General features: G+C 67.8%; 19 protein-coding genes and 1 pseudogene. 10 read left to right on the top strand and 10 right to left on the bottom strand.

All coding sequences use genetic code 11. The features are described from left to right. Positions 1-489: 489 nt before the first annotated feature. Positions 490-1,452: a prephenate dehydratase gene (pheA, locus tag AB6V29_RS15500; protein ID WP_210076900.1), complete on the bottom strand. Its 963-nt coding sequence runs from the start codon at positions 1,450-1,452 to the stop codon at positions 490-492. Between the two features lie 101 nt (positions 1,453-1,553). Between pheA and pgm the strand changes: the two genes are divergently transcribed. Beyond that, complete coding sequence (gene pgm / locus AB6V29_RS15495) at positions 1,554-3,200, top strand: phosphoglucomutase (alpha-D-glucose-1,6-bisphosphate-dependent) (protein WP_369359741.1); 1,647 nt, start codon at positions 1,554-1,556, stop codon at positions 3,198-3,200. A gap of 445 nt (positions 3,201-3,645) precedes the next feature. Here pgm and AB6V29_RS15490 read toward each other — a convergent pair whose 3' ends face one another. Then, positions 3,646-4,692 carry an NAD(P)-dependent alcohol dehydrogenase gene (locus AB6V29_RS15490; protein ID WP_369359739.1) on the bottom strand — a complete coding sequence of 349 codons (1,047 nt, stop codon included), beginning with the start codon at positions 4,690-4,692 and terminating at the stop codon, positions 3,646-3,648. 180 nt (positions 4,693-4,872) lie between these two features. Beyond that, positions 4,873-8,757 carry an RICIN domain-containing protein gene (locus AB6V29_RS15485; protein WP_369359737.1) on the bottom strand — a complete coding sequence of 1,295 codons (3,885 nt, stop codon included), beginning with the start codon at positions 8,755-8,757 and terminating at the stop codon, positions 4,873-4,875. A gap of 174 nt (positions 8,758-8,931) precedes the next feature. Between AB6V29_RS15485 and AB6V29_RS15480 the strand changes: the two are divergent. Together AB6V29_RS15480 and AB6V29_RS15475 are read left to right on the top strand one after the other, a co-directional pair. After that, positions 8,932-9,027, top strand: a pseudogene (locus AB6V29_RS15480) (helix-turn-helix domain-containing protein); the annotation flags it as partial. Positions 9,028-9,777: 750 nt separating this feature from the next. Further along, positions 9,778-10,563, top strand: coding sequence for a hypothetical protein (locus AB6V29_RS15475; protein ID WP_146035557.1), 786 nt, complete (start codon positions 9,778-9,780; stop codon positions 10,561-10,563). Between the two features lie 29 nt (positions 10,564-10,592). Here the strand turns inward: AB6V29_RS15475 and AB6V29_RS15470 are convergent, their stop codons facing one another. The 4 genes from AB6V29_RS15470 to AB6V29_RS15455 all read right to left on the bottom strand — a co-directional run bounded on the left by AB6V29_RS15470 (position 10,593) and on the right by AB6V29_RS15455 (position 13,357). After that, entirely contained in the window at positions 10,593-10,895 is a 303-nt protein-coding gene (locus AB6V29_RS15470; protein WP_369359735.1) for a hypothetical protein, read from the bottom strand. A gap of 181 nt (positions 10,896-11,076) precedes the next feature. Continuing rightward, positions 11,077-11,760 (bottom strand): hypothetical protein, encoded by a 684-nt coding sequence (locus tag AB6V29_RS15465; protein WP_103208421.1) that lies wholly within the window; start codon positions 11,758-11,760, stop codon positions 11,077-11,079. 884 nt (positions 11,761-12,644) lie between these two features. After that, positions 12,645-13,052 carry a hypothetical protein gene (locus AB6V29_RS15460; RefSeq protein WP_103208419.1) on the bottom strand — a complete coding sequence of 136 codons (408 nt, stop codon included), beginning with the start codon at positions 13,050-13,052 and terminating at the stop codon, positions 12,645-12,647. Beyond that, positions 13,049-13,357 (bottom strand): hypothetical protein, encoded by a 309-nt coding sequence (locus tag AB6V29_RS15455; RefSeq protein ID WP_369359732.1) that lies wholly within the window; start codon positions 13,355-13,357, stop codon positions 13,049-13,051. Before AB6V29_RS15455 ends, AB6V29_RS15460 begins: the two co-directional genes overlap by 4 nt. Positions 13,358-13,453: 96 nt before the next feature. On the opposite strand from AB6V29_RS15455, the gene AB6V29_RS15450 reads away from it, so the two are divergent. Beyond that, positions 13,454-13,972 (top strand): hypothetical protein, encoded by a 519-nt coding sequence (locus AB6V29_RS15450; protein WP_369359730.1) that lies wholly within the window; start codon positions 13,454-13,456, stop codon positions 13,970-13,972. A gap of 15 nt (positions 13,973-13,987) precedes the next feature. Here AB6V29_RS15450 and AB6V29_RS15445 read toward each other — a convergent pair whose 3' ends face one another. Then, a complete protein-coding gene (locus AB6V29_RS15445; protein WP_103208414.1) occupies positions 13,988-14,248 on the bottom strand; it encodes a hypothetical protein in 261 nt (86 codons plus the stop codon). 103 nt (positions 14,249-14,351) lie between these two features. Between AB6V29_RS15445 and AB6V29_RS15440 the strand changes: the two genes are divergently transcribed. Further along, the gene (locus AB6V29_RS15440; protein WP_369359728.1) at positions 14,352-14,639 is read left to right on the top strand and encodes a hypothetical protein; all 288 of its coding nucleotides are present in this window, start codon (positions 14,352-14,354) and stop codon (positions 14,637-14,639) included. 147 nt (positions 14,640-14,786) lie between these two features. After that, complete coding sequence (locus AB6V29_RS15435; RefSeq protein WP_369359726.1) at positions 14,787-14,918, top strand: hypothetical protein; 132 nt, start codon at positions 14,787-14,789, stop codon at positions 14,916-14,918. 100 nt (positions 14,919-15,018) lie between these two features. On the opposite strand, the gene AB6V29_RS15430 is transcribed toward AB6V29_RS15435, so the two are convergent. Next, on the bottom strand, positions 15,019-15,552 hold the full coding sequence (locus AB6V29_RS15430) for a hypothetical protein (protein WP_146035553.1): 534 nt from the start codon (positions 15,550-15,552) through the stop codon (positions 15,019-15,021). Positions 15,553-15,896: 344 nt separating this feature from the next. After that, on the bottom strand, positions 15,897-16,943 hold the full coding sequence (locus tag AB6V29_RS15425; RefSeq protein WP_369359723.1) for a LacI family DNA-binding transcriptional regulator: 1,047 nt from the start codon (positions 16,941-16,943) through the stop codon (positions 15,897-15,899). Between the two features lie 111 nt (positions 16,944-17,054). Between AB6V29_RS15425 and AB6V29_RS15420 the strand changes: the two genes are divergently transcribed. From AB6V29_RS15420 to AB6V29_RS15405, 4 genes are all read left to right on the top strand, one after another. Further along, positions 17,055-17,978, top strand: coding sequence for a carbohydrate ABC transporter permease (locus tag AB6V29_RS15420; RefSeq protein ID WP_103208408.1), 924 nt, complete (start codon positions 17,055-17,057; stop codon positions 17,976-17,978). A 122-nt stretch (positions 17,979-18,100) separates the two neighbouring features. Then, positions 18,101-18,910 (top strand): carbohydrate ABC transporter permease, encoded by an 810-nt coding sequence (locus AB6V29_RS15415; protein WP_103208622.1) that lies wholly within the window; start codon positions 18,101-18,103, stop codon positions 18,908-18,910. A 145-nt stretch (positions 18,911-19,055) separates the two neighbouring features. Then, positions 19,056-20,396, top strand: coding sequence for a sugar ABC transporter substrate-binding protein (locus tag AB6V29_RS15410; RefSeq protein WP_210077022.1), 1,341 nt, complete (start codon positions 19,056-19,058; stop codon positions 20,394-20,396). A 74-nt stretch (positions 20,397-20,470) separates the two neighbouring features. Beyond that, on the top strand, positions 20,471-21,991 hold the full coding sequence (locus tag AB6V29_RS15405; RefSeq protein WP_369359720.1) for an alpha-N-arabinofuranosidase: 1,521 nt from the start codon (positions 20,471-20,473) through the stop codon (positions 21,989-21,991). Positions 21,992-21,997 lie beyond the last annotated feature (6 nt).

Here is a 21,997-nt window from a genome sequence, read left to right as displayed (position 1 = left end):
CACGACGGCCCGGGGCGGCGGCCCGGCGGCAGCTGCAGAACCGGCGCGGGCCGCGGCGGGACGGGCCGTCCGGCGGAAGTCGTCGACGACACGCCGAGTCACGGCATCCGGAGACGGCGTGTCGAACGACAAGTCCGCACGGCGGCCCGGGGGCGGCGGCCCGGGGCGGCGGCGTCCCGGCGGCGGCTGCAGAACTGGCGCGGGCCCCGGCGGGACGGGCCGTCCGGCGGAGGTCGTCGACGACACCCCGACTCACGGCATCCGGAAACGGCGTGTCGAACATGACGTCCGCACGACGGCCCGGGGCGGCGGCCCGCGGGCGGTGTCCCGGCGGCGGCGGCAGAACCGGCGTGGGCCTCGGCGGGACGGGCCGTCCGGAGGAGGTCGCCGACGACACGCCAAGTCACGGCATCCGGAGACGGCATGTCGAACAGGAGATCCGCACGACGGCCCGGGGGCGGCGTTCCGGCGGCAGCGGCAGAACCGGGGTCAGGCCTCGGGCTCGCCGCTCAGCAGGCCGCGCAGCCAGTCGCGCGCCTCGACGAACACGTCGTCGCTGTAGCGCTGCGGGTAGCGGACGATTGCCCGGTCGGCGCGGGCGTACGACCCGAGGAAGATCACTTTGGGGCTGAAACGGCGAAGACCCAGCAGCGCATCGGCCATGCGTTCGTCGAGCACGTGGCCATCGGCGTCGATCACGAAGCGGTAGCGGCCGAGGGCGTCGCCGATGGGGCGGGATGCCAACAGGCTCAGGTTGATCCCGCGCGTGGCGAACTGCTCGAGCAGCTCGAGCAGGGCACCCGGGTGATCCTCGGGCAGCTCGACGATCAGCGACGTCTTGTCGGCGCCCGTGGGAGGCGCGGGGGCGACGGTGCGGCTCACGAGCACGAAGCGCGTCACCGCGTTCGGGTTGTCGCCGATGCTCTCGGCGAGCACCGTCACGTCGTGGTGGGCGACGATTCCGGGAGCGGCGATGGCCGCGTCGGCGGCGCTCGTGCCGTCGAGGACGCCGAGGGCGCTCGCGACGTTGCTCTCGGCCGGCAGGTGCGCGTGCGCGGGCACGTTCTCGCTCAGCCACTTGAGGCACTGCGCGTAGGCCACGGGATGCGCGGCGATCAGCGATACGTCGTCGAGAGTCGTTCCGGGGCGTGCGACGAGCACGAAGTTCACCGGCACGAGGTACTCGCCCACGATGCGCAGTCCGGGCACGGTGGCCAGGGCATCTTGCGCGGTGGAGACGCCGCCGTCGACGGAGTTCTCGATCGCGATCATCGCGGCATCCGAACGGCCCTCGACCACATCGGCGAGTGCTTCGCCGACGTTACGGACGGGCCGCCAGATCTGGTCGCGCGCCTCGGGAACCTGGGCGAGGGCGGCCTCGGTGAAGGTTCCGGCCGGCCCCAGGTAGCTATAGGTACGGCGGGCGGGCGCGGAGTCTGTGTCGGGCAGCACCGGCTCAGCCTAGCCGCGTCACGCAGGCCGCTCACCGACGGATTCGCTCGGAATGCGTCACGACGTGTGCGCATGTCGGATGCAGCGGGCAGACTGGACGTATGAGCAGTCGCGCAGGGCAGCCCGCAGAGGCATCCGATCTCATCGACATCGACGAACTGATCGCGGCGTACTACGACCGCAAGCCGGATGCCGCGGTGCCCGAGCAGCGAGTCGCCTTCGGCACCAGCGGTCACCGCGGGTCGTCGCTGAGCACGAGCTTCAACGAGGACCACATCCTCGCCACGACCCAGGCGATCGTCGACTACCGCGCCGCACAGGGCATCACCGGTCCGCTCTTCCTCGGCCGCGACACCCACGGGCTGTCGCTGCCCGCCGAACGCAGCGCCATCGAGGTGCTGGTCGCCAACGGCGTCGACGTGCGCGTCGACTCGCGCGATGCCTGGGTGCCGACGCCTGCTCTTAGCCACGCGATCCTCACGTACAACCGTGACCTGGCCGCCGACGACCCGGGCCGTTCCGACGGCATCGTCGTCACGCCCTCGCACAACCCGCCCCGCGACGGCGGCTTCAAGTACAACCCGCCGCACGGCGGCCCCGCCGACACCGACGCCACCGGTTGGATCGCCGACCGCGCGAACGAGCTCATCGCCGCGGGCCTCGAGGGCGTGAAGCGCACGCGTCACGCCGACATCGATCTCGACGGCTTGGGCCAGTACGACTTCCGGGACGCGTATGTGCGCGATCTGGCATCCATCATCGACATCGATGCCATCGAGAACGCCGGGGTCCGTATCGGCGCCGACCCGCTGGGCGGCGCGTCGGTGGAGTACTGGGCACTCATCGCCGAGGTGTACGGACTCGACCTGACCGTGGTGAACCCCGAGGTCGACCCGACCTGGAAGTTCATGACCCTCGACTGGGACGAGAAGATCCGCATGGATCCCTCGTCTCCCTCGGCCATGGCGTCGCTGGTCGCCGCGCGTGACGAGTACGACATCCTCACGGGCAACGACGCCGATGCCGACCGCCACGGAATCGTCACCCCCGACGCCGGGCTGATGAACCCCAACCACTACCTCGCGGTCGCCATCGATTACCTGTTCTCGCACCGCCCGAACTGGCCGGTCGACGCCGCCGTGGGCAAGACGCTCGTGTCGTCGATGATCATCGACCGCGTCGCCGCCTCACTCGGCAAGACGCTGCTCGAGGTCCCGGTGGGGTTCAAATGGTTCGTGCCCGGTCTGCTCGACGGTTCCGTCGCGTTCGGTGGCGAGGAATCGGCCGGAGCGTCGTTCCTGCGCAAGGACGGAACCGTCTGGACCACCGACAAGGACGGCATCCTGCTCTGCCTGCTGGCCGCCGAGATCCTCGCCGTCACCGGCAAGACTCCCTCGCAGCGCTACGCGGAGCTCGAGAGCGAGTTCGGCGCCTCGGCGTACCAGCGCGTCGATGCCCCGGCTTCGCCCGCGCAGAAGTCGGCTCTGTCGAAGCTGTCTCCGGATGCCGTGACCGCCACCGAGCTCGCGGGTGAGCCGATCACCGCGAAGCTCTCGCACGCGCCCGGCAACGGCGCGGCGATCGGCGGGCTCAAGGTGCAGACCGAGTCGGCGTGGTTCGCCGCCCGCCCCTCGGGCACCGAAGACGTCTACAAGCTGTACGCCGAGTCGCTCCGCGGCGAAGAGCACCTGCGCGCGGTGCAGGAAGAGGCGCGGGCCGTCGTCTCGGCGGCACTCGGCCAGGCCTGAGTCTTTCGCAGCCGGAAGCGGCGTCGCCCCGAGGGGTGGCGCCGCTTTCGCGTGTGGCGAGCCGCCGTGCGGAGTCGGTCGGTACCGTCGGGCGGAGTCGGCCGGGAAACGCCGGGATGCCGAAGCGCGTAGCCCGCGTGTCCGGCACGCACTCCGCACCACGGTACGCGCGGTGCCCGCCCGCGGACGGCGTCGTCGGGCGGACTCGGACGGCGCCGTCGGGCGGAGCCGGTCGGTACCTTCGGGCGGAGTCGGCCGGGAAACGCCGGGATGCCGAGGCGCGTAGCCGGCGTGTCCGGCACGCACTCCGCACGACGGTACGCGCGCGGGCCGAACCGGGGCGACGAGACGACGAGCCGACGAGCCCAGGCGGAACGCCGGGAACGCCGCGGCCCCGACGCTCTCGAGAACGTCGGGGCCGTGGCATCCGGGGCCGAAGCCGGGGTCAGGCGGGCGCGAAGGTCTTCGCGTCGATGACGAAGCGGTAGCGCACGTCGCTGTTCAGCACGCGCTCGTAGGCCTCGTTGATCTGGTCGGCCGAGATGAGCTCGGTCTCGGGCGCGATGCCGTTCTCGGCGCAGAAGTCGAGCATCTCCTGGGTCTCGCGGATGCCGCCGATCGACGAACCGGCGAACGAGCGACGGTTCGTGAACAGGGTGAAGACCTGGATGGGCAGCGGCTCCGGCGGGGCGCCGACGTTGACCATCGTGCCGTTGAGCGCGAGCAGGCCGAGGTACTGCTTGAGGTCGAGCGGGGCACTGACGGTGTTGATGATGAGGTCGAAGGTCTTCTTCAGCTTCTCGAAGGTCTCGTCGTCCTTCGTCGCGTAGTAGTGGTCGGCGCCCATCTTCAGGCCGTCGTCCTTCTTGCTGAGCGTCTGCGAGAGCACGGTGACCTCGGCGCCCATGGCGTGGGCGATCTTGACGGCCATGTGACCGAGACCGCCGAGACCGACGACGGCGACCTTCTTGCCGGGGCCCGCGTTCCAGTGGTTCAGGGGCGAGTAGGTCGTGATGCCGGCGCACAGCAGCGGGGCGGCCTTGTCGTAGGGGATCGACTCGGGAACGCGCAACACGAAGTGCTCGTCGACGACGATCTTCTCGCTGTAGCCGCCCTGGGTGATCGTGCCGTCGACGTCCTTGGCCCCGTAGGTGCCGATGTTGCCCTTCTCGCAGTACTGCTCCTCGCCCGCGAGGCAGTTCTCGCATTCGCGGCACGAGTTGACCATGCAGCCGACGCCGACGCGATCGCCGACCTTGTGGCTGGTGACCTCGGAACCGACCTCGGCGACCGTGCCGACGATCTCGTGGCCCACGGTCAGCGGGTAGGGGACGTTGCCCCACTCGCCGCGGATGGTGTGGATGTCGGAGTGGCAGATGCCGGCGTAGGCGATGTCGATCAGGACGTCCTTCGGGCCGACGTCACGACGCTCGATGGTCGTGGGCTCGAGGGGCGAGGTCGCGGACGACGCCGCGTAGGCATTGACGTGCATGGTTCTCCTCAGGAGGGTCGATGCGGATGCATCCATCCTCCCCCGGGTCGGGGCCGCACGGCTCGGGGTTGCACGGATGTGCGCGAAGGGGAAGGGATGCCGGCACCCCGGCCCCTCGGCGACGCCGAAGGCCGTGCCGGTCGCGGGGAGGCGACCGACACGGCCTTCGGTTTCAGAGAGTCACACGCGAGAGCGGCGACGCCGCAGCACGACCGCCCCGGCTCCGAGCAGGAGCAGGACGAGCGCGCCGATGCTCAGGACGAGCACGCCTTCGGTGTTCTGGCCGGTGGTGGCCAGGTCGCGCCCGTTCGCCGCAGAGCCCGCTCCGGTGTTTGCGGAGCTCGCCGGCGAGCCGTCACCGGCTCCGGCCCCCGGTCCGGTGGAGCCGGTACCGGCGCCCGGGGTTCCCGATCCGCCGTCCGTTCCGCCGCCCGTCCCCGGGTCGGACACCGCCGCCGTGGGGACGACCGCCGCCGATCGAGCGGTGCCCGCCGCGAAGCCGGCCGCCGTCGCGGTCGCCTCGACGGTGATCTGACGCCCCTCGTCGGCCGCCGTCAGCGCGTAGCTGTCGGCGGTGGCACCGTCGATGGCGACGCCGTCGCGCATCCACGAGTACGCCGCGGCCGCCTCGGCCGGATCGGTCACGACCGTCGCCCGCAGGGTGGAGCCCACGCGGGGCTCGCCCGTCACGGTGACGCTGGTGACGCCGACGGTCCGGTTCACGGTGACCGAGTAGGTGCGCGAGGTGCCGTCGGGGGCCGTGACCTGCACGGTTCCGACGCCGCCGGTCGCGGCGAGCGCCGCCACCCGTGCCGTGTCGGCCGACTCGGACGCACCGGGCTGGATGATGACGACGCTCGCGTCCTCGTCGACGGCCAGGGCGTGCAGGGCCGGCCAGGTCGCACCCGTCGACGAGACGGTGTAATCGAGCACGTCGGGGGCGAACCCCTCGACCGGCGTGTCACCTACGGTGAGGCGGGCGAGATCGGCGATACCCGCGGGAGCCGGGGCCGCCGCGAAGATCTCGACCTCGGACACGATCATGTGCGTCTGCGAACGGGCGTTCATGACCACGCGGACCTCGTCGGCAGCGCCGGCGACCGGCACATCGACCTTCGGCGCACCGCTCGAGGGGGTGGGCACGGTCACCAGGTCTCCCTGGATCCAGTCCCCGCCGCTCACGCGACGGTCCACCCGCAGGGTCGCGGGCCAGCTCATGGTGTTGCCGTCGCGGTAGAACTGCACGGCGACGTGGGTGAGCGTCTCGCGCTGCTTCAGCGCGTAGCTCAGCGTGTCCTGCTCGTTCTTCGTGCCCGAACGCCAGTTCGACCACCCCTTGTCTGTGGAGCTGCCATTGATGGTGTTGCCCACCCCGTACTGGGAGCTCTCGGTGAAGGTCGCCGACGGCTGGCTCTGCGGGGCGACGTTGCGCTCCGACGCCGCGGTGACGATCACCGTCAGGCGCGCGTCGAGCTTCTCGCCGCTGGGCCCGGTGGCCACGCCCGTCACGCCGACGGTCCCCGTCTGGGCGAAGGAGGCGTCGGTGAGTCCGTCCCAGCTCCACTGGACCGGCACCCAGAAGCCCGAGCCCGAGGGGCTCAGCTCCGCCTGCACGCTGCCGTCGGCCTGGCTCCGCACCACGTCGAGCGCGCTCCCGGCGGGAACGGTGACGGATGCCGGCCGCGTGGCGGTGTAGGGCCCCACCTCGACGGTGGCCGTGGCCTCGAAGGCGTTGCCGAACAGGTCGGTGCCGGTCCCTCGCACCTGGACCGTTCCGACGCGCGAGAAGTCCACCCCATCGAGCTGCCAGCTCACCGCGGCGCTGCGAAGGGTCCGACCGGCGTAACGGAGGTCGACGGTGCTCGGGAGCGTCGGGCTCACGCCCACGGCGGTCGCCACCGTCACCGGCTCGGCCCCGACGACCGAGGTCCCGGCGATGCGCCACTGCTGGTTGCCGCCGCCGTTCGAGGTCCACAGTCCGACGGACGCGCCGGGGGTGGTGCTCGCTCCGTTGACGTCGAGGACGCGCTCGGCTGCGACGTTCAGTATCGAGTAGTAGGTGCCGTCGGTCGTCGACGCCATCCACTGCAGTGCGGGGTTCGACGCGGCCGCGGCCGGATCGGCATCCACCAGGGCGGTGCTGGTGCCGCTCGAGGCGAGGAACTTCCCCGTCCCGTTCTGCAGGGTGAACCGGTGTCGGTTGGTGCCCTTGCCGTCGATCGTGCGAACGGTCCACGACTGGGCGCGGGCGGTGTCGGCCGTGGTGGCGGGGGTCCGTACGGCGAGCGTCGAGCCGCCGTCGAGGGCGAGTCCACTCTGCAGGCCCGACAGCTGCACCGTCTGACCGTCTCGGAACGCGGCGGCGTCGGGAGAGACTCCCGAGACGCCGTCGATCTCGAACGTCACGACCGACTTCGCGGGGATGGTGAGCGTCGCGGTGCGGGATGCCGCGTCGACGGCGACCGGCTGCCCCGTCTTCAACGCGTTGACCGACGGCGCGTCGGCCGTCGACTGCGTCGTGACGATCGGGGTCACGGTCGCACCGGGGGCGACGGTGCCGAAATCGCGCAGGTCGATCTGCACGGTGCGCTCGGTCGCCTCGGCGTTGACGTGGACGATCGTCGCACCCTGGCCGTCGGCGTCGATCGCGGCGGTCGACTGCGCGTTGTCGGTCGCCATGAGGTGGTCACCGGGGGCGATGTAGTGCGTGAAGTTGCGCACGGTGTTGAACTTCTCGTTCGTCAGCACCTGGCACGAAGGGTCGGCGTCGCCGTCCTTCAGACGACGCTCGGATTGCCCCTGCGCGTTGCAGTCGAAGTCGATGAAGACGCTGCCCCAGTTGAGCTTCTCGACCTTCTCCATGTTGTAGAGGTCTTCCACGGGCTGCCAGAACACCCAGGCGTCGGGCTCGAGCTCGCGCAGGTCGCCCACGATGTGCTGGGCCATGCCGAGACCGTTCTCGATGTCGTCGGTGACGAAGCCCTTGTCCTGGGCGGTCCAGTTGCCCTCGACCTCGCTCATCCACAGCGGCTTGTCCGCGGCCTTGGCGATGTCGCGCACGACCTGTCGACCGTCGGTGCCGTACGTGTGGACATTCAACTGGTCGACCAGGCTCTTGGACTGGGCCGACCACGCGTTCCAGTTGGTCGCGAAGATGCCGGGGTTGGTCTCGTCCATCGCCGAGATGACGGCGTCGGTGGTGGTGCTCGGCTGCGCGAGGCGGGCGGCGAGCGCCTTGACCATGGCATCCTGCGCCTGGGGTCCGATGTGAGCGCCCTCCTGGCGTCCGCCGGTCGGCCAGGTGGCGCCGTTCGGGATCTGGGTCTGCCAGTAGTTCGTGTTCGGCTCGTTGAACGGATCGATCGTGTCGAACCGGATGCCGTGCGCTTTCTCGAGCTCGTCGACGACGGTGGTGAGATACCCGGCGAACTTGTCCATGTCTTCGGTCGCGAGCTGCTCACTGGTGGCGTTGTTGATGCCGCCCGAGGCGTATCCGCTCTGCGTGAGGAAGTACGGCGGGGAGTTGCTGAAGGCCTCCCAGTGGGTGACCTTGCCCTTCAGGGCGTCGAGCCACCAGCGCTGGGCGGAATCCTTCGTGAAGTCGTAGGCGGCGGGGTCGTCGGGGTTCCAGGCCGCCTTGTAGCGCGCACGGTCGGCGTAGTTCGAGGTGATCGCGCCGTTCGCGTCGCTCGCCTGCAGGTCGGGGTTCCAGAACCCGGGGACCGCGCCACCGGGGCGGAGGTACGACGGGACGTCCGACGCGTTCCCGCCGCCGATGTTGTAGCGGGCGATGTTGAGGTTGAGCCCGTCGTCGCCGAAGACGGCGTCGAACAGCTTCTGGCGCACGTCGGCGGGGTAGTTGCCGGTCGCGTTGGCGAACCACACCAGGCTCGTGCCCCACCCTTCGAACGGCTTCTCGGAGGCGGTGGCGGGGTTGGGGGTGATGCGCACGGGAGCGGCGGCGGCCGCCTCGGCGGGCGGAGGTGCCACGGCGGCCGTGGCGGTGATCGCGCCGGCGGCCAGTGCCACCGCACAGGTCATCGACAGCAGTCGAGCTGACTTCATCGTCATTCCGATCCGGCCGCAGCGGTGCGACCTCAGGTGGGGATGTTGACGTCAACATGTTGACGTCAACACCGAGCCTAAGGGAGCGCTATGGATGATCGCAACGGGTGCGCGGAATGCGGCGCGTGGATTGGGTGCGGTGGCTGAGCGATCGCTAGGTGGCCAATTTGTCATTTGGTCGACGCAGGCCAGCCCGCCGCTCAAGTCGTCCGCGACCTCGGCATGTCACGAGCCACGTTCTACCGACGATCGCGCCCACTCACAAACTGACCTCCCACAGAGGCACCCCCATGTGGGATTCGTTTCGCACACCCGATCTGAGATGCCGTCAACCACCAGCCGGCCACGGCCCCGAGGCATAGCCGGGCGTCTCGTACGACGATCCTTCAGCGAACACACTGAGGACCGCGCCCTGACACACGGAGGGTCCAAGTTGGGCCGATTTTTCACGCCCCGACTGTTACTGAGTGGCTTATGGTTGACACCAGGCACAACACCCTCGTCAGACGAGGGTCCATCTGCGGGCAGGCACAACGTGCTTAGAAGCCCCGCAAGGAACACGACTACTTCAGGAACGAACTTCTACGCTCCTGGGCGGTCTGTGATTGCGTTTCACTCTCCGGTCACCCCGTGGGCCGGATCACCAAGGGTGTGACCATGTGATCACAGTCTGCGGAAGTATCCGCCCGCCATAAGTCCAAGCTGACCCGTCTACCCGACCGGCGCATGGCAACGGGGAGCTGGCGCCAGCTCGGAGCTACGGTGTTCGACTTCCTTCCGCCTCTCGCCTCGGCCCTCGACGGCGGCTTGCGAATCACTGGCGTCATTGCCGCCGCGTGGGTGAGCATCATTGGCGGCGTCGCTTACATTGCGATCTTCGGTAGTGCAACGAAGAGCAAGAGGGCTCGTGCCGTTCTGAAGCTGCTGCTGCGAAAGACGCCACGCCCTCCGCGACGCTACGACTGAGCCATCCCCAAGCGAACACCGTCGGACGCCGACGAAAACCGGCATGATGGGGCGATGCGACTTTTGACGACGCCGCCAACCGCCCAGCCGGTAGACCGAGCGTCCGCTCTTCGCGTCAGTGGCAACACCACTACTCGCCTTCCGGCGGAGCACGTGCTGGCGAATATCAATGCCGGCGTTGATCTAGTTGCCCTCGGTTTTCTGGCCTCCACCCGAGCTACGCGTTTCACGAACCTGCTGGACGAGGACTTATCGCTGCATGGCGTGCAAGTCTCGGTGCCGGCTGGCATTTGGCAAGCTCGGCCGCCGCACGTAGCACTGTCGATCGTCCGCGAAGACATCCTCACCATTCGATCTCTTAGCTACGTAAACCCCGTCGACATCATGATGATCGGCAAGTTTCTCAAACCTGTTGCGGACGCCATCGTCTCCTTCACGGACGCGTTCCGCCTCGGCACCCTGAAGAAGCAACTTCTGACAGAGCAGGTGGCGCGCGAGAACATTCAGAATGCGATCGAGGACTCAACCATCGAACTCAGCGTGCAGGAGAAGTTCCTTCGGGCCGAGGCTCTCCACCTGGACAACGAGCTCAAGCGTGAGGAGGTGAGGGCGCAGAGGCTCGCAAACATCGAGCGCACCCTCGAGCTGTCGAGGCGCATCAGAGAGGCCCAGGTAGAAGCACGAGGGTCAGACCCGTCAGTGCCGATATGGGACGAGCGGGAGGCGACTGCAATTGCCGACAACGTCCGACTCCTCGCGTCAATCGATTTGGCGGATAAAGCGGACTTCACGGTTCGGCTGGCTGACGATGGCGACCAGTTCCTTTCTGGCGGACGGTAGCGCGTCCGATGAGCTGGTGACGACGGGTCTCAGACCCTCCAGAGAATGAACAGCGGCCTGTAAGAGGAGGTCCGGCCATCGCGCCGGGGAGTGAATGACCACCCCGTGCTGAACCAGAAGTCATCTGCCTTTTCGGAGAACGCGTAGAGGGCGTGGTCGGGGTACAGTTGCTCGAGTCGGCGTATCACCTGAGTCCCCACACCCCGACGAGGATGCAGGAGATCTGCTCGCACCTCGATGAAGTCCACAGCTATGGCGTCGCGGGGCAGTTCGACGCCGGCATCTTCGAGGTCTGTGAACCCTGCTCTTGTGCGGAGAAGAGCTCTCGCCACCTCTTGACTTTCGTCGCCGGTAAACGAGTAGGGAAGATGATCTCGCTCAGGAGCGCGCGCGAAAGGGTCTAGCCACCAGTAATCTCGGAATCCTCGAGCCGTTTCGTCGTACGGAGACTGGTAGGCCGTCTGTTGCCGAAGTAGATGAGCTTCGATGTGCATGATGTTTGTTGGACGTCGATCAGGCGACAGCGTCGCCCTTCTTCGATGGCTTAGCCGGCGTGGCACGTCGGCGCTTGACCGTCATGGTCTTCTCACGGTTTGCCTTGGTCCAGATCCCAACCGTTGTGTACACATTGACGGTCCGCATCATCGTCTTCGTGCTCAAGTCGATCGTGGTCCTCGGTTCCGCGTCGAGGATGCCCCGTTCGCGGAGTCCCTTGAATCCGCGGACGGCGGTGGACTCGGATACCCCGTACCATTCCGAGGTTCGATTGGTGGGGAGCTCGAACCGTTGCTTCTGATCGAGCGAGATAAGGAGCATGACCTTCTCAGCGAGAGTCAGCTTCTGGTCCCAGCCCTCCAGCCAGTATGCGTGAGGAATGGTGACCCATCCTCCGTGCGCGAGCTTGGTGGGCCGCGTGTACGGTTCTCCGTCTCCTCTCTCGTGCAGCAGCGTGTACACGGCCTGCCTCTTGTCGCGGCCGGCCTCGATGAGCTGAAGTCGGGCGAGCTTGTTGACTGACTTTGACCACTGCTGACGAGCCGACTTCTGCGATGCGGTGAGAGTGAAACCTGCGGCATGTGCCCAGACGAGTCCAGGGTATGAAGCCTCGTGGGGGGCTTTCGAGCTCGCAAGGGCGTGGATGAGGAGGTACGCGTCGAGGGAGCGTGGGTCGGTTGTAAACGAGGCGAGACGTGACACTCGGCTACCGGAGGGATCGGCTTCACGCAGCTGAACGAAGTCGCTGCGCAGAGGGACCCCTCCGCGGCCTGTACCTGACAACATTGAGACGAGGACGTCATGGCGATCAGGGAGTTCAACTTCCAGATCCTTGCGACCTCCAGCGGCCCGTTTTGATGATTGAGTCATGGTCAGATCTTCGCCCTTCGAGTGCCTTCCGACGCCTCCCACCATCCCAGGTAGTTGGTGACTCAGACAGTAGTATGCGATGTCTGCTAGTTCGCTGCGAGGTAAGTGCTAGCTCGCTGCGATGTCGCGTATGGCGAGTTGGCGTTCAAGCCTACGTATCGCTCCCGGCGGCGACAGCACTTGAACCCGAGTTTTGGGTGTGGCGTTGGAGATCGAGCGGGAGACCCTCAAGACGTGACGACCCCGTGGGAGAATGGATCTCAGAGGGCGGCGACGTGCGACCCGCTCACTCAGGCAAGAAAAGACCCCAGCCGCTACCAACGACTGGGGTTCAGATCTTGCCTGCCAGGCGGCGGGCATGGGAAGCGTGGTTTCCCGGTTCAACAACTGGATTCTACGCGCCCTTTATAGGGCCTGCAAGCGCGGTCCGCCAGCTTGCAGGCCCTCGGGCGCTCTCATGTCAGCCCCTCTCGTATCGGTCGCACACGACGAGAGGTCAGGTGCTGACGATGAATCGACGAGGTTCTGTCGATAAGAAGCACTCCGACGAACGTGGACAGTGGGTACGGATGGGAATTTTGATCCTCTTCCGCCTCGCGTGCACGATCTGGGAGATGTTGGGCTGAGCCCGGGGCCCCCGCGAGGGGGCCCTTTCTTTGCTCTCCTCCGCGCGATCAGACAGTTGGAGGGAAGCGGCGCGCTATCGCCAAGCAGGGTTATGCGTCGACTCGGAGGTAGGCGTCGATCGCGTCGCGCATGATCACGCTGGGCTTCGTATGATCGCGCTCCGCGCGCTGCGTGAGGAGCGCGTCGAGGTCGTGCGGGAGGCGGACCTGTCGCTTCGGAGAGGGCCCCGTTCCGGGCCGACCACTGAGGCTCGGCCGACCGCCGAGTGCAATGAGCTCCTGCAGGTCCTCCTCGGTGGCTCGCCCGGCCGTGGCGCCCGCAGGGGTTGTCGAGGCTGGGAGCTCGCCAATTTCGCCGAGAAGGGCATCCAACTCTTCGGAGGTGGTGCTTCTCTCCGCGTCGAAGGCCGGCAGCTGCTCGATGGGCGCGTAGCCCTCGTTCTCGGCTCGGGCAGCGAGAGCGGCGTAGTGGTCCTGCTCGTTCTTGCTCAGGGTCATTTCTTTCCCTCCTCGTTCTGTGCGGTCATGATCGCCCGCGCTCGCGCCGCAGTCTTTGGGCGGAAGTGCAGGACGTGGAAGATGTATACAGTGCGCGGCGCGCGCCGATGGACGAAGACCTCGAGGAGCTGCCCATCGCGCGCAGGGCCGACAATTAGGTCGACGACCTCTCCGGTTTCGGGGTCGACATCAAACGCGGGCAGAAAAACTCGCCGGTTCTGGATGGCGTGGATGCCGTCCGCGATCGGATAGTGCTTCTCGGCGCTCTCCGCCCATTTCATTGCCACGTGATTATTGTACTCCAATACCACCCTTATGTAGTACAGAATAAGCTCTCGCGGACGCCTGGCGCGTCTGCGCCAACGCCACAGACACCTGAACTTCGCGCGTAGTTTGAGGGGATGACGGACGTGGTCGACACAGCAGCTGTTATCGCGCTGGGGGTCAGCGTCGTCGCCGCGGTCCCAGCCTTCGTCGGACTCTCTCAGGCGCGTAGGGCGAACAAGGTCGCGTCCGGAGCGAATGACCTCGCTGCGCAGGCCAACCGAATCGCGCTCAACGCGGACGAGCTATCGCGTCGCACGGAGGCGCGAGCCGTCGAGCCGTATGACGTGGAATGGACTGTCGGGTGGGCCGACGAGCACCACTTCTTCATCGCCAACCAGGGGCTGGACCCTGCACACAACGTTCGATTCCGTCTCGGGGGCCCGTGGGGTGCGGGACGACATGATGGCCCCCAGGTCGTCGCGCCGTGGACGGACTTTGAAGTGCCCTGCGAAGCAACCCTGTCACTGAACAACCTCAAAGGAGAGACGGTTCAACTTCGTATCGTGTGGGCCTCTCCAGCCGGAACGCCGCACAAGGCCTCTCTGGAGATCTCCGGCCAGGACGTCTTTCGCCATCGGCGCGCCGTTGGATGAGCTCGGCATTCTGGCCTAGCTGTATGAGCGGTGCACGTGCCAGGCGTCCCCGACCTGGAAGACGTCGAACACCAGACTCTCCCCCGCCGAGTTCGTGGCCTGGAATCGCCAGCCCACCGCAGGCTCGTGGGCCTCAAGCGGCGCCGTCCACCCAGGCTCCTCGAGCCGTGTGGGCGTGTCAGTGACGCGCCAGCGGCGGCCGGCGTAGACGAGCCGCGTCGGGGTGCCGTCGACGACCCACAGCGTGGCCGTCGGGTCGATTGCCGTTCGCGTCATGGTAAAAAACCATAGAACATATGTTCTAGTGTTTCCAGGCGGCGATGCGAGGGAGGCTGTGGTGGGCAGCAACCGGAGGTACGCGCGTCACTACGACAGGCTGATGGACGAGCGCATTCTGGCGCAGACGGCTGCGACAGCCGGCCCGCTGCAGACGCTGTCGCCGGCAGAGCTCGAACTGGACTCGCCGGTGACGATCGACCCTCACCCCAAGCCCGTGCTGGCGTGGGTGCGATTCGGGGCCACTCCTCTGCGTGTCGACGCCGAGGCCTGCAGGTGGACGTCGCGGGCGGTGGGGATTCGCTTCACCGTGGGGCAGGAGCAGCTGCAGGCGTGGGTCTGGAACTCGGCCGTCAGCGAGCGGTCGCCCTCGACGTCAAACACCGCCTGAGTCTGAGCCACACTCGCAGCGCTGGTCGCCGAGGTCGGCGACTTTCTCGAGGCTGGGCGGGTGTGGAGTGCACCTGGTCGGAGTACGTCAAGGCCAGGCCCGTCGACGAGCAACCGGAAATGAGACCGCGCCGCATACATCCCATTCATGACCGATGACAACACCGATAACAAGTCCCCCCGCCCTCGCGCGCGAAAGAACGGCTTCGCGCTGATCCACCTGCTCGTGCGGCTGCTGGAGCTCGGACGGGAGGTGTTCGAGATGCTTGGGGGCTTGTAACTGCCGGTGACGGCTGAGGCCGCATCGGGGTGAGACAGAGCTGTCCCCCGGCCCGGGAGAGAGATGGGCCGGAGGACAGCTGGTTGAGGGGGCGCTGTGTTCAGCGCACGAGCCGGTTGGGGAGTCTTGCCGGCGGCGTCGGGAGCGTCCCGCCGTTTCGCGATCGCGCGTCTTCGGTGGCGAGGGCGATCGCTTCGGCACACGAGGCGCTGTCGGAGGGCCAGCGGCCGGCGTTCTGGTCGGCGGTGATCGCGGTACGCATCCGCTTGACGGTGCTCGTGGGGATGCTGAACGAGCGGCTGGCGCCGCTGCGCTCGGCCGCGCGACCGCGGAGGTTGCCGCGTGCCGCGCGCTGCTGAGGGGTGCGTGCAGCGTGGGTGTCCATCGCGGCGGCGATCCATCGGGCGAAGGTGTCGGCCTCTCCCCCGTTGGACCAGTCCGCCAGGTACGCGCCTCGAGCGCCGTCTACCTCGTCTTGCGTGAGGTAGCTCCCGATGCGGTCGGTGCCGGCGCCGACTGCGGGCGCCACCTTTTCGGGGGCCGAAGGCAGCGGCGCGGTCTTGGCGCGAGCCGGGGTGGTCTTGGTGGGTGCCGTTGGGGTCGGCTCAGGGGTGATGGGTGCGGGTTCGGGCACGACGTCGGTGTCGTGTGCGATCGCCGCGGAGTTGCGGTCTCCGAGGCTGCGACGCTGCTTGGCTATGTTGGCTCCTTGGTCTGGTTGGTCTTTCGTTGCTGTGATGTCAGCGCGTGGCCCAGATTTCGCAGTCGGACCCGTCGGGGCCGATAAAGACGTCCTCGAATGAGGAGTCCCATGACGCGTAAAGGCCAGATGCCTCGAGCTCAGTCGGAATCTTGGTTTCGGCCGTGGCGGCGGCGCCGCCGACGTGCGGGAGAAACGGGCCGCAGTAAGAGGTGCGACTTTCGCCCGCGTGGGTCATCGTGTCGGTCTCGCAGTCCGCCGGGAGCGCAACGCGCCGGTCAGGAACGCGGACCCGAACTGGCGCGCACCACCAGCGAGGTGGGGACGAGGGTGCGGGCGTGCTCGCCGCCGTCGCCCTCGATGTCGGCGATCAGAGCGCTCATCGCCTCTTCGCCGACGCGCTCGAATCGCTGCCGCACCGTCGTCAGCGGCGGCCAGAAGTTCGCCGCCTCGGGCATGTCGTCGAAGCCGACCACGCTGACATCTCGCGGCACGACCCGTCCCGCCTCGTGCAGGGCGCGGATCACGCCGAGCGCCATCTGGTCGTTGGCGGCGAAGACGGCAGTGACGGCGGGGCCCTTCGCGAGCGCCTGTCCGATCCGATGCCCCGAGTCGGCCGTCCAGTCACCGATCTGCACCTCGGGCACACGGCATCCGCGATCCTCGAGGGCCGAACGCCATGCGTCGCGGCGACGTTCCGCGGCGAAGGACTCGGGCGGACCCGAGACGTGCCACACGGTCTCGTGGCCGAGGTCGAGCAGGTGCTCGGTCGCCAGGCGGGCGCCCTGAGCCTGGTCGTTGTCGACGACCGCGTAGGGGTAGTCGGCACTCGAATCGACGACCACGACCGGCAGCCCGGTGGGCAGCGAGAGCTCGTTCTCACCGAGACGGTGGGTCTCGATCAGGATCACGATGCCGTCGACCGCGTGCTCGTGCAGGCGGAGGAAGGCACCCGACACGTCGGACTGCGAGGCGGATTGGACCGTGATGAGGGTGATGGAGTACCCGGATGCCGCGGCCATCGACGCCAACGCGTCGAGCGTGCGCGTGTTGCCGTACGAGCTCAGCGAGAACATGATGACGCCGATGCTGCGGAAGCGTCCCGACCGCAGCGCCCGAGCGGCACTGTTCGGGCGGTACCCCAGCGTGGACATCGCGTCGAGCACTCGCTGTCGAGTGTCGGGGTCGACGTTCGCGCGGCCGTTGGCGACGCGGGAGACGGTCTGTCCCGACACCCCCGCGGCCGCAGCCACGTCGGCCATCGACACCTCGCGTCGACGCTCGCGCATCGGAATCGCGGTCGACGTCGTCGTCGTCTCGCTCATGCGTGCCCCCTCGGGATGTTGACGTTGACACACTAGCGGGGCCGAGTTATGTTTACGTCAACATCTCGGCCAACCCGACCGAGATGCGCACCAATGAAGAGGCACCGGACGATGACGACCACTGCGGCACCCCCGCCCGCCCTGCGCACCCCCCAGCGCAAGCGGCGTTCCCGAATCGAAGACCGCGGCTGGCTGTTCGTCGCCCCGTTCGCCCTCGTCTTCGCCCTCGTGTTCCTGGCGCCGCTGGCGTACTCGGTCTACCTGAGCCTGTTCCGCGACCAGCTCATCGGCGGCAACGCCTTCGTCGGTCTCGACAACTACATCGCGGCCTTCGGCGACTCGAAGTTCTGGGACGGCTTCGGGCGCGTCCTGCTCTTCCTCGTGGTGCAGGTGCCGATCATGCTGCTGCTCGCCCTCGGCGCCGCCCTCGCGATCGACAGCGCACGGCTTCACGCGGCAGGTTTCTACCGCATGGTGATCTTCTTGCCGTACGCGGTGCCCGCCGTCGTGGCCGTGCTCATGTGGGGCTACATCTACGGCGACCAGTTCGGCCTGACCCGCAACCTCAACGACCTGCTGGGCGGTCAGTTCGTGCAGCCCTTCCTGCCCGAATGGATGCTGCTGTCGATCGGCAACATCGTCACGTGGCAGTTCGTCGGCTACAACATGCTGATCTTCTACTCCTCGCTGAAGACCATCCCGAACGAGCTGTACGAAGCGGCATCCATCGACGGAGCGGGCGCGTGGCGCACGATCTTCTCGATCAAGATCCCGGCCGTCCGCGGCGCGGTCGTCATCGCGACCATCTTCTCGATCATCGGCAGCTTCCAGCTCTTCAACGAGCCGAACATCCTCAAGCCGCTCGCGCCCAACGTGATCTCGACGTTCTTCACGCCGAACATGTACGCGTACAACCTCTCGTTCGCCGGCCAGCAGTACAACTACGCCGCCACGATCGCCATCATCATGGGCGTCATCACCGCCGTCATCGCTTACGTCGTGCAGCTGCGCGGCTCCCGTCAGGAGGCGCGATGACCACCGCGACCGCACCCCGTACCGACACCGTCGCCGTGACCACTCCCCGTCAGGGCACGCGCCGCCGCTTCGCACGCAGCTCCCCCACGCACAGCAAGAAGTCCGTGGTGCTGAGCATCGTCATGGCGCTGTACCTGCTGTACACGCTCGTTCCCCTGGCGTGGCTGCTCATCAACTCCACCAAGACCCAGCCCGAGCTCTTCTCGACGTTCGGCCTGTGGTTCGGCAGCGACTTCGCCCTCGGCGACAACATCGTGCAGACCCTGACCTACCGCGACGGGATCTTCCTGCGCTGGCTCGGCAACACGCTGCTCTACGTCGTCGTCGGCGCAGGTGGCGCGACCCTGCTCGCCACCCTCGCGGGCTACGGCCTGGCGAAGTACAACTTCCGCGGCCGCAAGGCGGTCTTCGCCGTCGTCCTGGGCGCGATCGCCGTTCCGGGTACCGCTCTGGCGGTGCCGACGTTCCTGCTGTTCAGCCAGCTGGGCATCACGAACACCCCGTGGGCCATCATCATCCCCTCCCTCATCAGCCCGTTCGGCCTCTACCTGATCTGGGTCTACGCGACGGACGCCATCCCCACCGAGCTGCTCGAAGCCGCCCGGATGGACGGGGCGGGGGAGTTCCGCACCTTCTTCACCATCTCGATCCGCCTGCTCACCCCGGGCATCGTCACCGTGCTGCTGTTCGCGGTGGTGGCGACCTGGAACAACTACTTCCTCCCGCTGATCATGCTGAGCGACCCCGCCTGGTACCCGCTCACGGTCGGCCTCAACCAGTGGAACGCGCAGGCGACCGGCGTCGCCGCGCAGCCCATCTACAACCTCGTGATCACCGGATCGCTGCTCTCGATCATCCCGATCGTCGCGGCTTTCCTCCTGCTGCAGCGCTTCTGGCAGTCGGGCCTGACCGCCGGCAGCGTGAAGGAATGATCCGCCCCAGCTCCCCCTGACCGGGGTATCCCCCCGGATGACCCGCAACACCACACCACCGGAGCGTCCTGCCCCGGAACACACAACACCCCCGGGGCCTCGGCCCCGACTCCACAACAACGAAGTGAAGGAACCGATGACATTCATGCGCAAGAGCACCGCCGCTCGGCGGGCCGTCTTCGCCGTCGCCGCCACCGCCCTGACGGTCGGCGCGCTGACCGCGTGCTCGGGCGGTAACGCCGGCGGTGCTGCCGGCGGATCGGCCGACGACATCGAGAAGGCCCTCGAGGCCGGCGGCGAGATCACGTACTGGTCCTGGACCCCCTCGGCCGAGGCGCAGGTCAAGGCCTTCGAGGCGAAGTACCCCAAGGTCAAGGTCAACTACGTCAACGCGGGCACCAACACCGAGGAGTACACCAAGCTCCAGAACGCCATCAAGGCGGGCTCCGGCGCTCCCGACGTCGTGCAGATCGAGTACTACGCCTTCCCGCAGTTCGCGCTCTCGGACTCGCTGGTCGACCTGTCGTCGTACGGCTTCGCCGACCTCAAGGACGACTACGCGACCGGCCCGTGGGGCTCGGTCAACTTCGACGGCAAGCTGTACGGCCTGCCGCAGGACTCGGGCCCCATGGCCCTCTTCTACAACAAGTCGGTCTTCGACCAGTACGGCATCGCCGTCCCCACCACGTGGGACGAGTACGTCGCCGCGGGCGAGAAGCTGCACGCCGCCGACCCGACGAAGTACATCACCGCCGACAACGGCGACTCGGGCTTCACGACCAGCATGATCTGGCAGGCCGGCGGCACCCCGTTCAAGACCTCGGGCACCGACGTCACCATCGACCTTCAGGACGAGGGCTCGAAGAAGTTCGCCGACAACTGGAACCGTCTCATCGAAGGCGGCCTGATCTCCAACACCCCCAGCTGGAGCGACGAGTGGTTCAAGGGCCTCGGTGACGGTTCGATCGCCTCTCTCGTGATCGGCGCCTGGATGCCCGGCGTCCTGGAGTCCTCGGTCAAGGACGGCTCGGGCAAGTGGGCCGTGGCCCCCATCCCCACCTACGACGGCAAGGCCGTGACGGCCGAGAACGGCGGCGGCGGCCAGGCCGTGACCAAGCAGAGCAAGAACCCCGCGCTCGCGGCCGGCTTCCTCAAGTGGCTCAACAACGACGACGAGAGCCTGAAGATCTTCGCCGAGTCGGGTGGCTTCCCCTCGACCACCGCGCAGCTGAGCGACCCCGCCTTCGTCGACAAGAAGTCGGACTACTTCGGCGGCCAGCAGATCAACCAGGTGCTGACGCAGGCCTCGAGCGAGGTCCGCGAGGGCTGGAGCTACCTGCCCTTCCAGGTGTACGCCAACAGCATCTACGGCGACACCGTGGGCCAGGCCTACTCGAAGAAGAGCGACCTGAACGCGGGCCTCACCGCGTGGCAGGACCAGCTCGTCCAGTACGGCAACGACCAGGGCTTCTCGGTCAACAAGTAAGCAGTTCCCCGGGGGCGGGTCCGCGTGCACGCATGCGGCCCGCCCCTTCCCTTCCCTCGCCAGGAGAGACCCGAATGACCTCCCCCACCCGTATCGTCGTGGACCGCACCGCCGTCGGAGCAGACGTCCCCCGCCGCCTGTTCGGCTCGTTCGTCGAGCACATGGGCCGTTGCGTGTACGACGGCATCCACTCCCCCGGGCACGACACCGCCGACGGCCAGGGCTTCCGCGCCGACGTGCTCGAGCTCGTGCGCGAGCTGGGCGCCACCGTCGTGCGCTACCCCGGCGGCAACTTCGTGTCGGGCTACCGCTGGGAGGACGGTGTGGGCCCGCGCGAGGAGCGTCCGGTTCGGCTGGATGCCGCGTGGCACAGCACCGAGACCAATCAGGTGGGCCTGCACGAGTTCGCCGAGTGGGCGGATGCCGCGGGCCTGGAGGTCATGGAGGCGGTCAACCTCGGCACGCGCGGCGTGGCCGAGGCCGCCGACCTGCTCGAGTACGCCAACCACCCCGCCGGCACCGCGCTGAGCGACCGCCGCCGCGACAACGGCCGCGAAGACCCGTTCGGCATCCGCCTGTGGTGCCTGGGCAACGAGATGGACGGCCCCTGGCAGATCGGCCACAAGACCGCCGACGAGTACGGCCGCCTGTCCGCCGAGACCGCACGCATGATGCGCTTCATCGACCCGACGGTCGAGCTCGTGGCCGCGGGCAGCTCGAACCACGAGATGCCGACGTTCGGCGAATGGGAGCGCACCGTGCTCCGCCACACCGCGGGACTGATCGATCACATCTCGGTGCACGCGTACTACGAAGAAGACCCCGCCGACCCCGCCGGCTTCCTCGCCAGCGGAGTCGCCCTGGACCGCTACATCGGCGAGGTCGCCGACATCATCGACGAAGTCGGGGCGACGACCCCCGACGGCCGCCCGATCGGCATCAGCGTCGACGAGTGGAACGTCTGGAACCAGACCCGCTGGAACGAGGTCGACAAGCCGCGCGTGTTCACGGGCGACTGGCCGATCGCGCCGCGCCTGATCGAAGACGACTACACCGTGACCGACGCCGTCGTCGTGGGCTCGCTCCTGATCACGCTCATCCGCCGCTCCGACCGCGTGTCGATGGCGAACCTCGCGCAGCTCGTGAATGTCATCGCCCCCATCCGCACCGAGCCCGACGGCGGCGCAGCCTGGCGGCAGACCACCTTCCACCCCTTCGCCCTCACGGCCAAGGCGGCATCCGGTCGCGTCGTCGTCCCGCGTGTCGACGGCGCTACCATCGACACCCCGCGGCTCGGCCCGGTCGACGCCGTCGACACGGTCGCCACCGTCGACGGCGACACCGTGTCGGTGTTCCTCGTGCACCGCGACCTCGAGGCCCCGACCCCGGTCGAGCTCGACCTCGGCCGGGTCGACGCCGTCGAAGCCGTGGTCGTCACGATCCCCGAGGGTGGGGACCGCCACACCACCAATTCCGCCGACGGCGAGCCCGTCGCCCCCGTCGGACTCGACGTCGAGGTGGGCGACGACGGCATCCTGCGCTTCACCCTCCCCGCTCTGTCATGGGTGCGCCTGCGCGCGCGCCTCGTCGACTGATCCCCT

It is taken from the genome of Microbacterium sp. 20-116, from assembly GCF_041079415.1.
GTDB lineage: Bacteria > Actinomycetota > Actinomycetes > Actinomycetales > Microbacteriaceae > Microbacterium.
Note: the sequence above shows the minus strand (reverse complement) of the source record. Positions and strands in the feature narration are given on the sequence as shown.

Coding starts and splice junctions, on each gene's coding strand:
- AB6V29_RS15405 (WP_369359720.1), top strand. CDS start 20,471: ATGACCTCCCCCACCCGTATCGTCGTGGACCGCACCGCCGTCGGAGCA.
- AB6V29_RS15410 (WP_210077022.1), top strand. CDS start 19,056: ATGCGCAAGAGCACCGCCGCTCGGCGGGCCGTCTTCGCCGTCGCCGCC.
- AB6V29_RS15445 (WP_103208414.1), bottom strand. CDS start 14,248: ATGACGCGAACGGCAATCGACCCGACGGCCACGCTGTGGGTCGTCGAC.
- pgm (WP_369359741.1), top strand. CDS start 1,554: ATGAGCAGTCGCGCAGGGCAGCCCGCAGAGGCATCCGATCTCATCGAC.
- AB6V29_RS15475 (WP_146035557.1), top strand. CDS start 9,778: ATGCGACTTTTGACGACGCCGCCAACCGCCCAGCCGGTAGACCGAGCG.
- AB6V29_RS15490 (WP_369359739.1), bottom strand. CDS start 4,692: ATGCACGTCAATGCCTACGCGGCGTCGTCCGCGACCTCGCCCCTCGAG.
- AB6V29_RS15485 (WP_369359737.1), bottom strand. CDS start 8,757: ATGAAGTCAGCTCGACTGCTGTCGATGACCTGTGCGGTGGCACTGGCC.
- AB6V29_RS15420 (WP_103208408.1), top strand. CDS start 17,055: ATGACGACCACTGCGGCACCCCCGCCCGCCCTGCGCACCCCCCAGCGC.
- AB6V29_RS15415 (WP_103208622.1), top strand. CDS start 18,101: ATGGCGCTGTACCTGCTGTACACGCTCGTTCCCCTGGCGTGGCTGCTC.
- AB6V29_RS15460 (WP_103208419.1), bottom strand. CDS start 13,052: ATGACCCTGAGCAAGAACGAGCAGGACCACTACGCCGCTCTCGCTGCC.
- AB6V29_RS15440 (WP_369359728.1), top strand. CDS start 14,352: ATGGACGAGCGCATTCTGGCGCAGACGGCTGCGACAGCCGGCCCGCTG.
- AB6V29_RS15450 (WP_369359730.1), top strand. CDS start 13,454: ATGACGGACGTGGTCGACACAGCAGCTGTTATCGCGCTGGGGGTCAGC.
- AB6V29_RS15435 (WP_369359726.1), top strand. CDS start 14,787: ATGACCGATGACAACACCGATAACAAGTCCCCCCGCCCTCGCGCGCGA.
- AB6V29_RS15425 (WP_369359723.1), bottom strand. CDS start 16,943: ATGAGCGAGACGACGACGACGTCGACCGCGATTCCGATGCGCGAGCGT.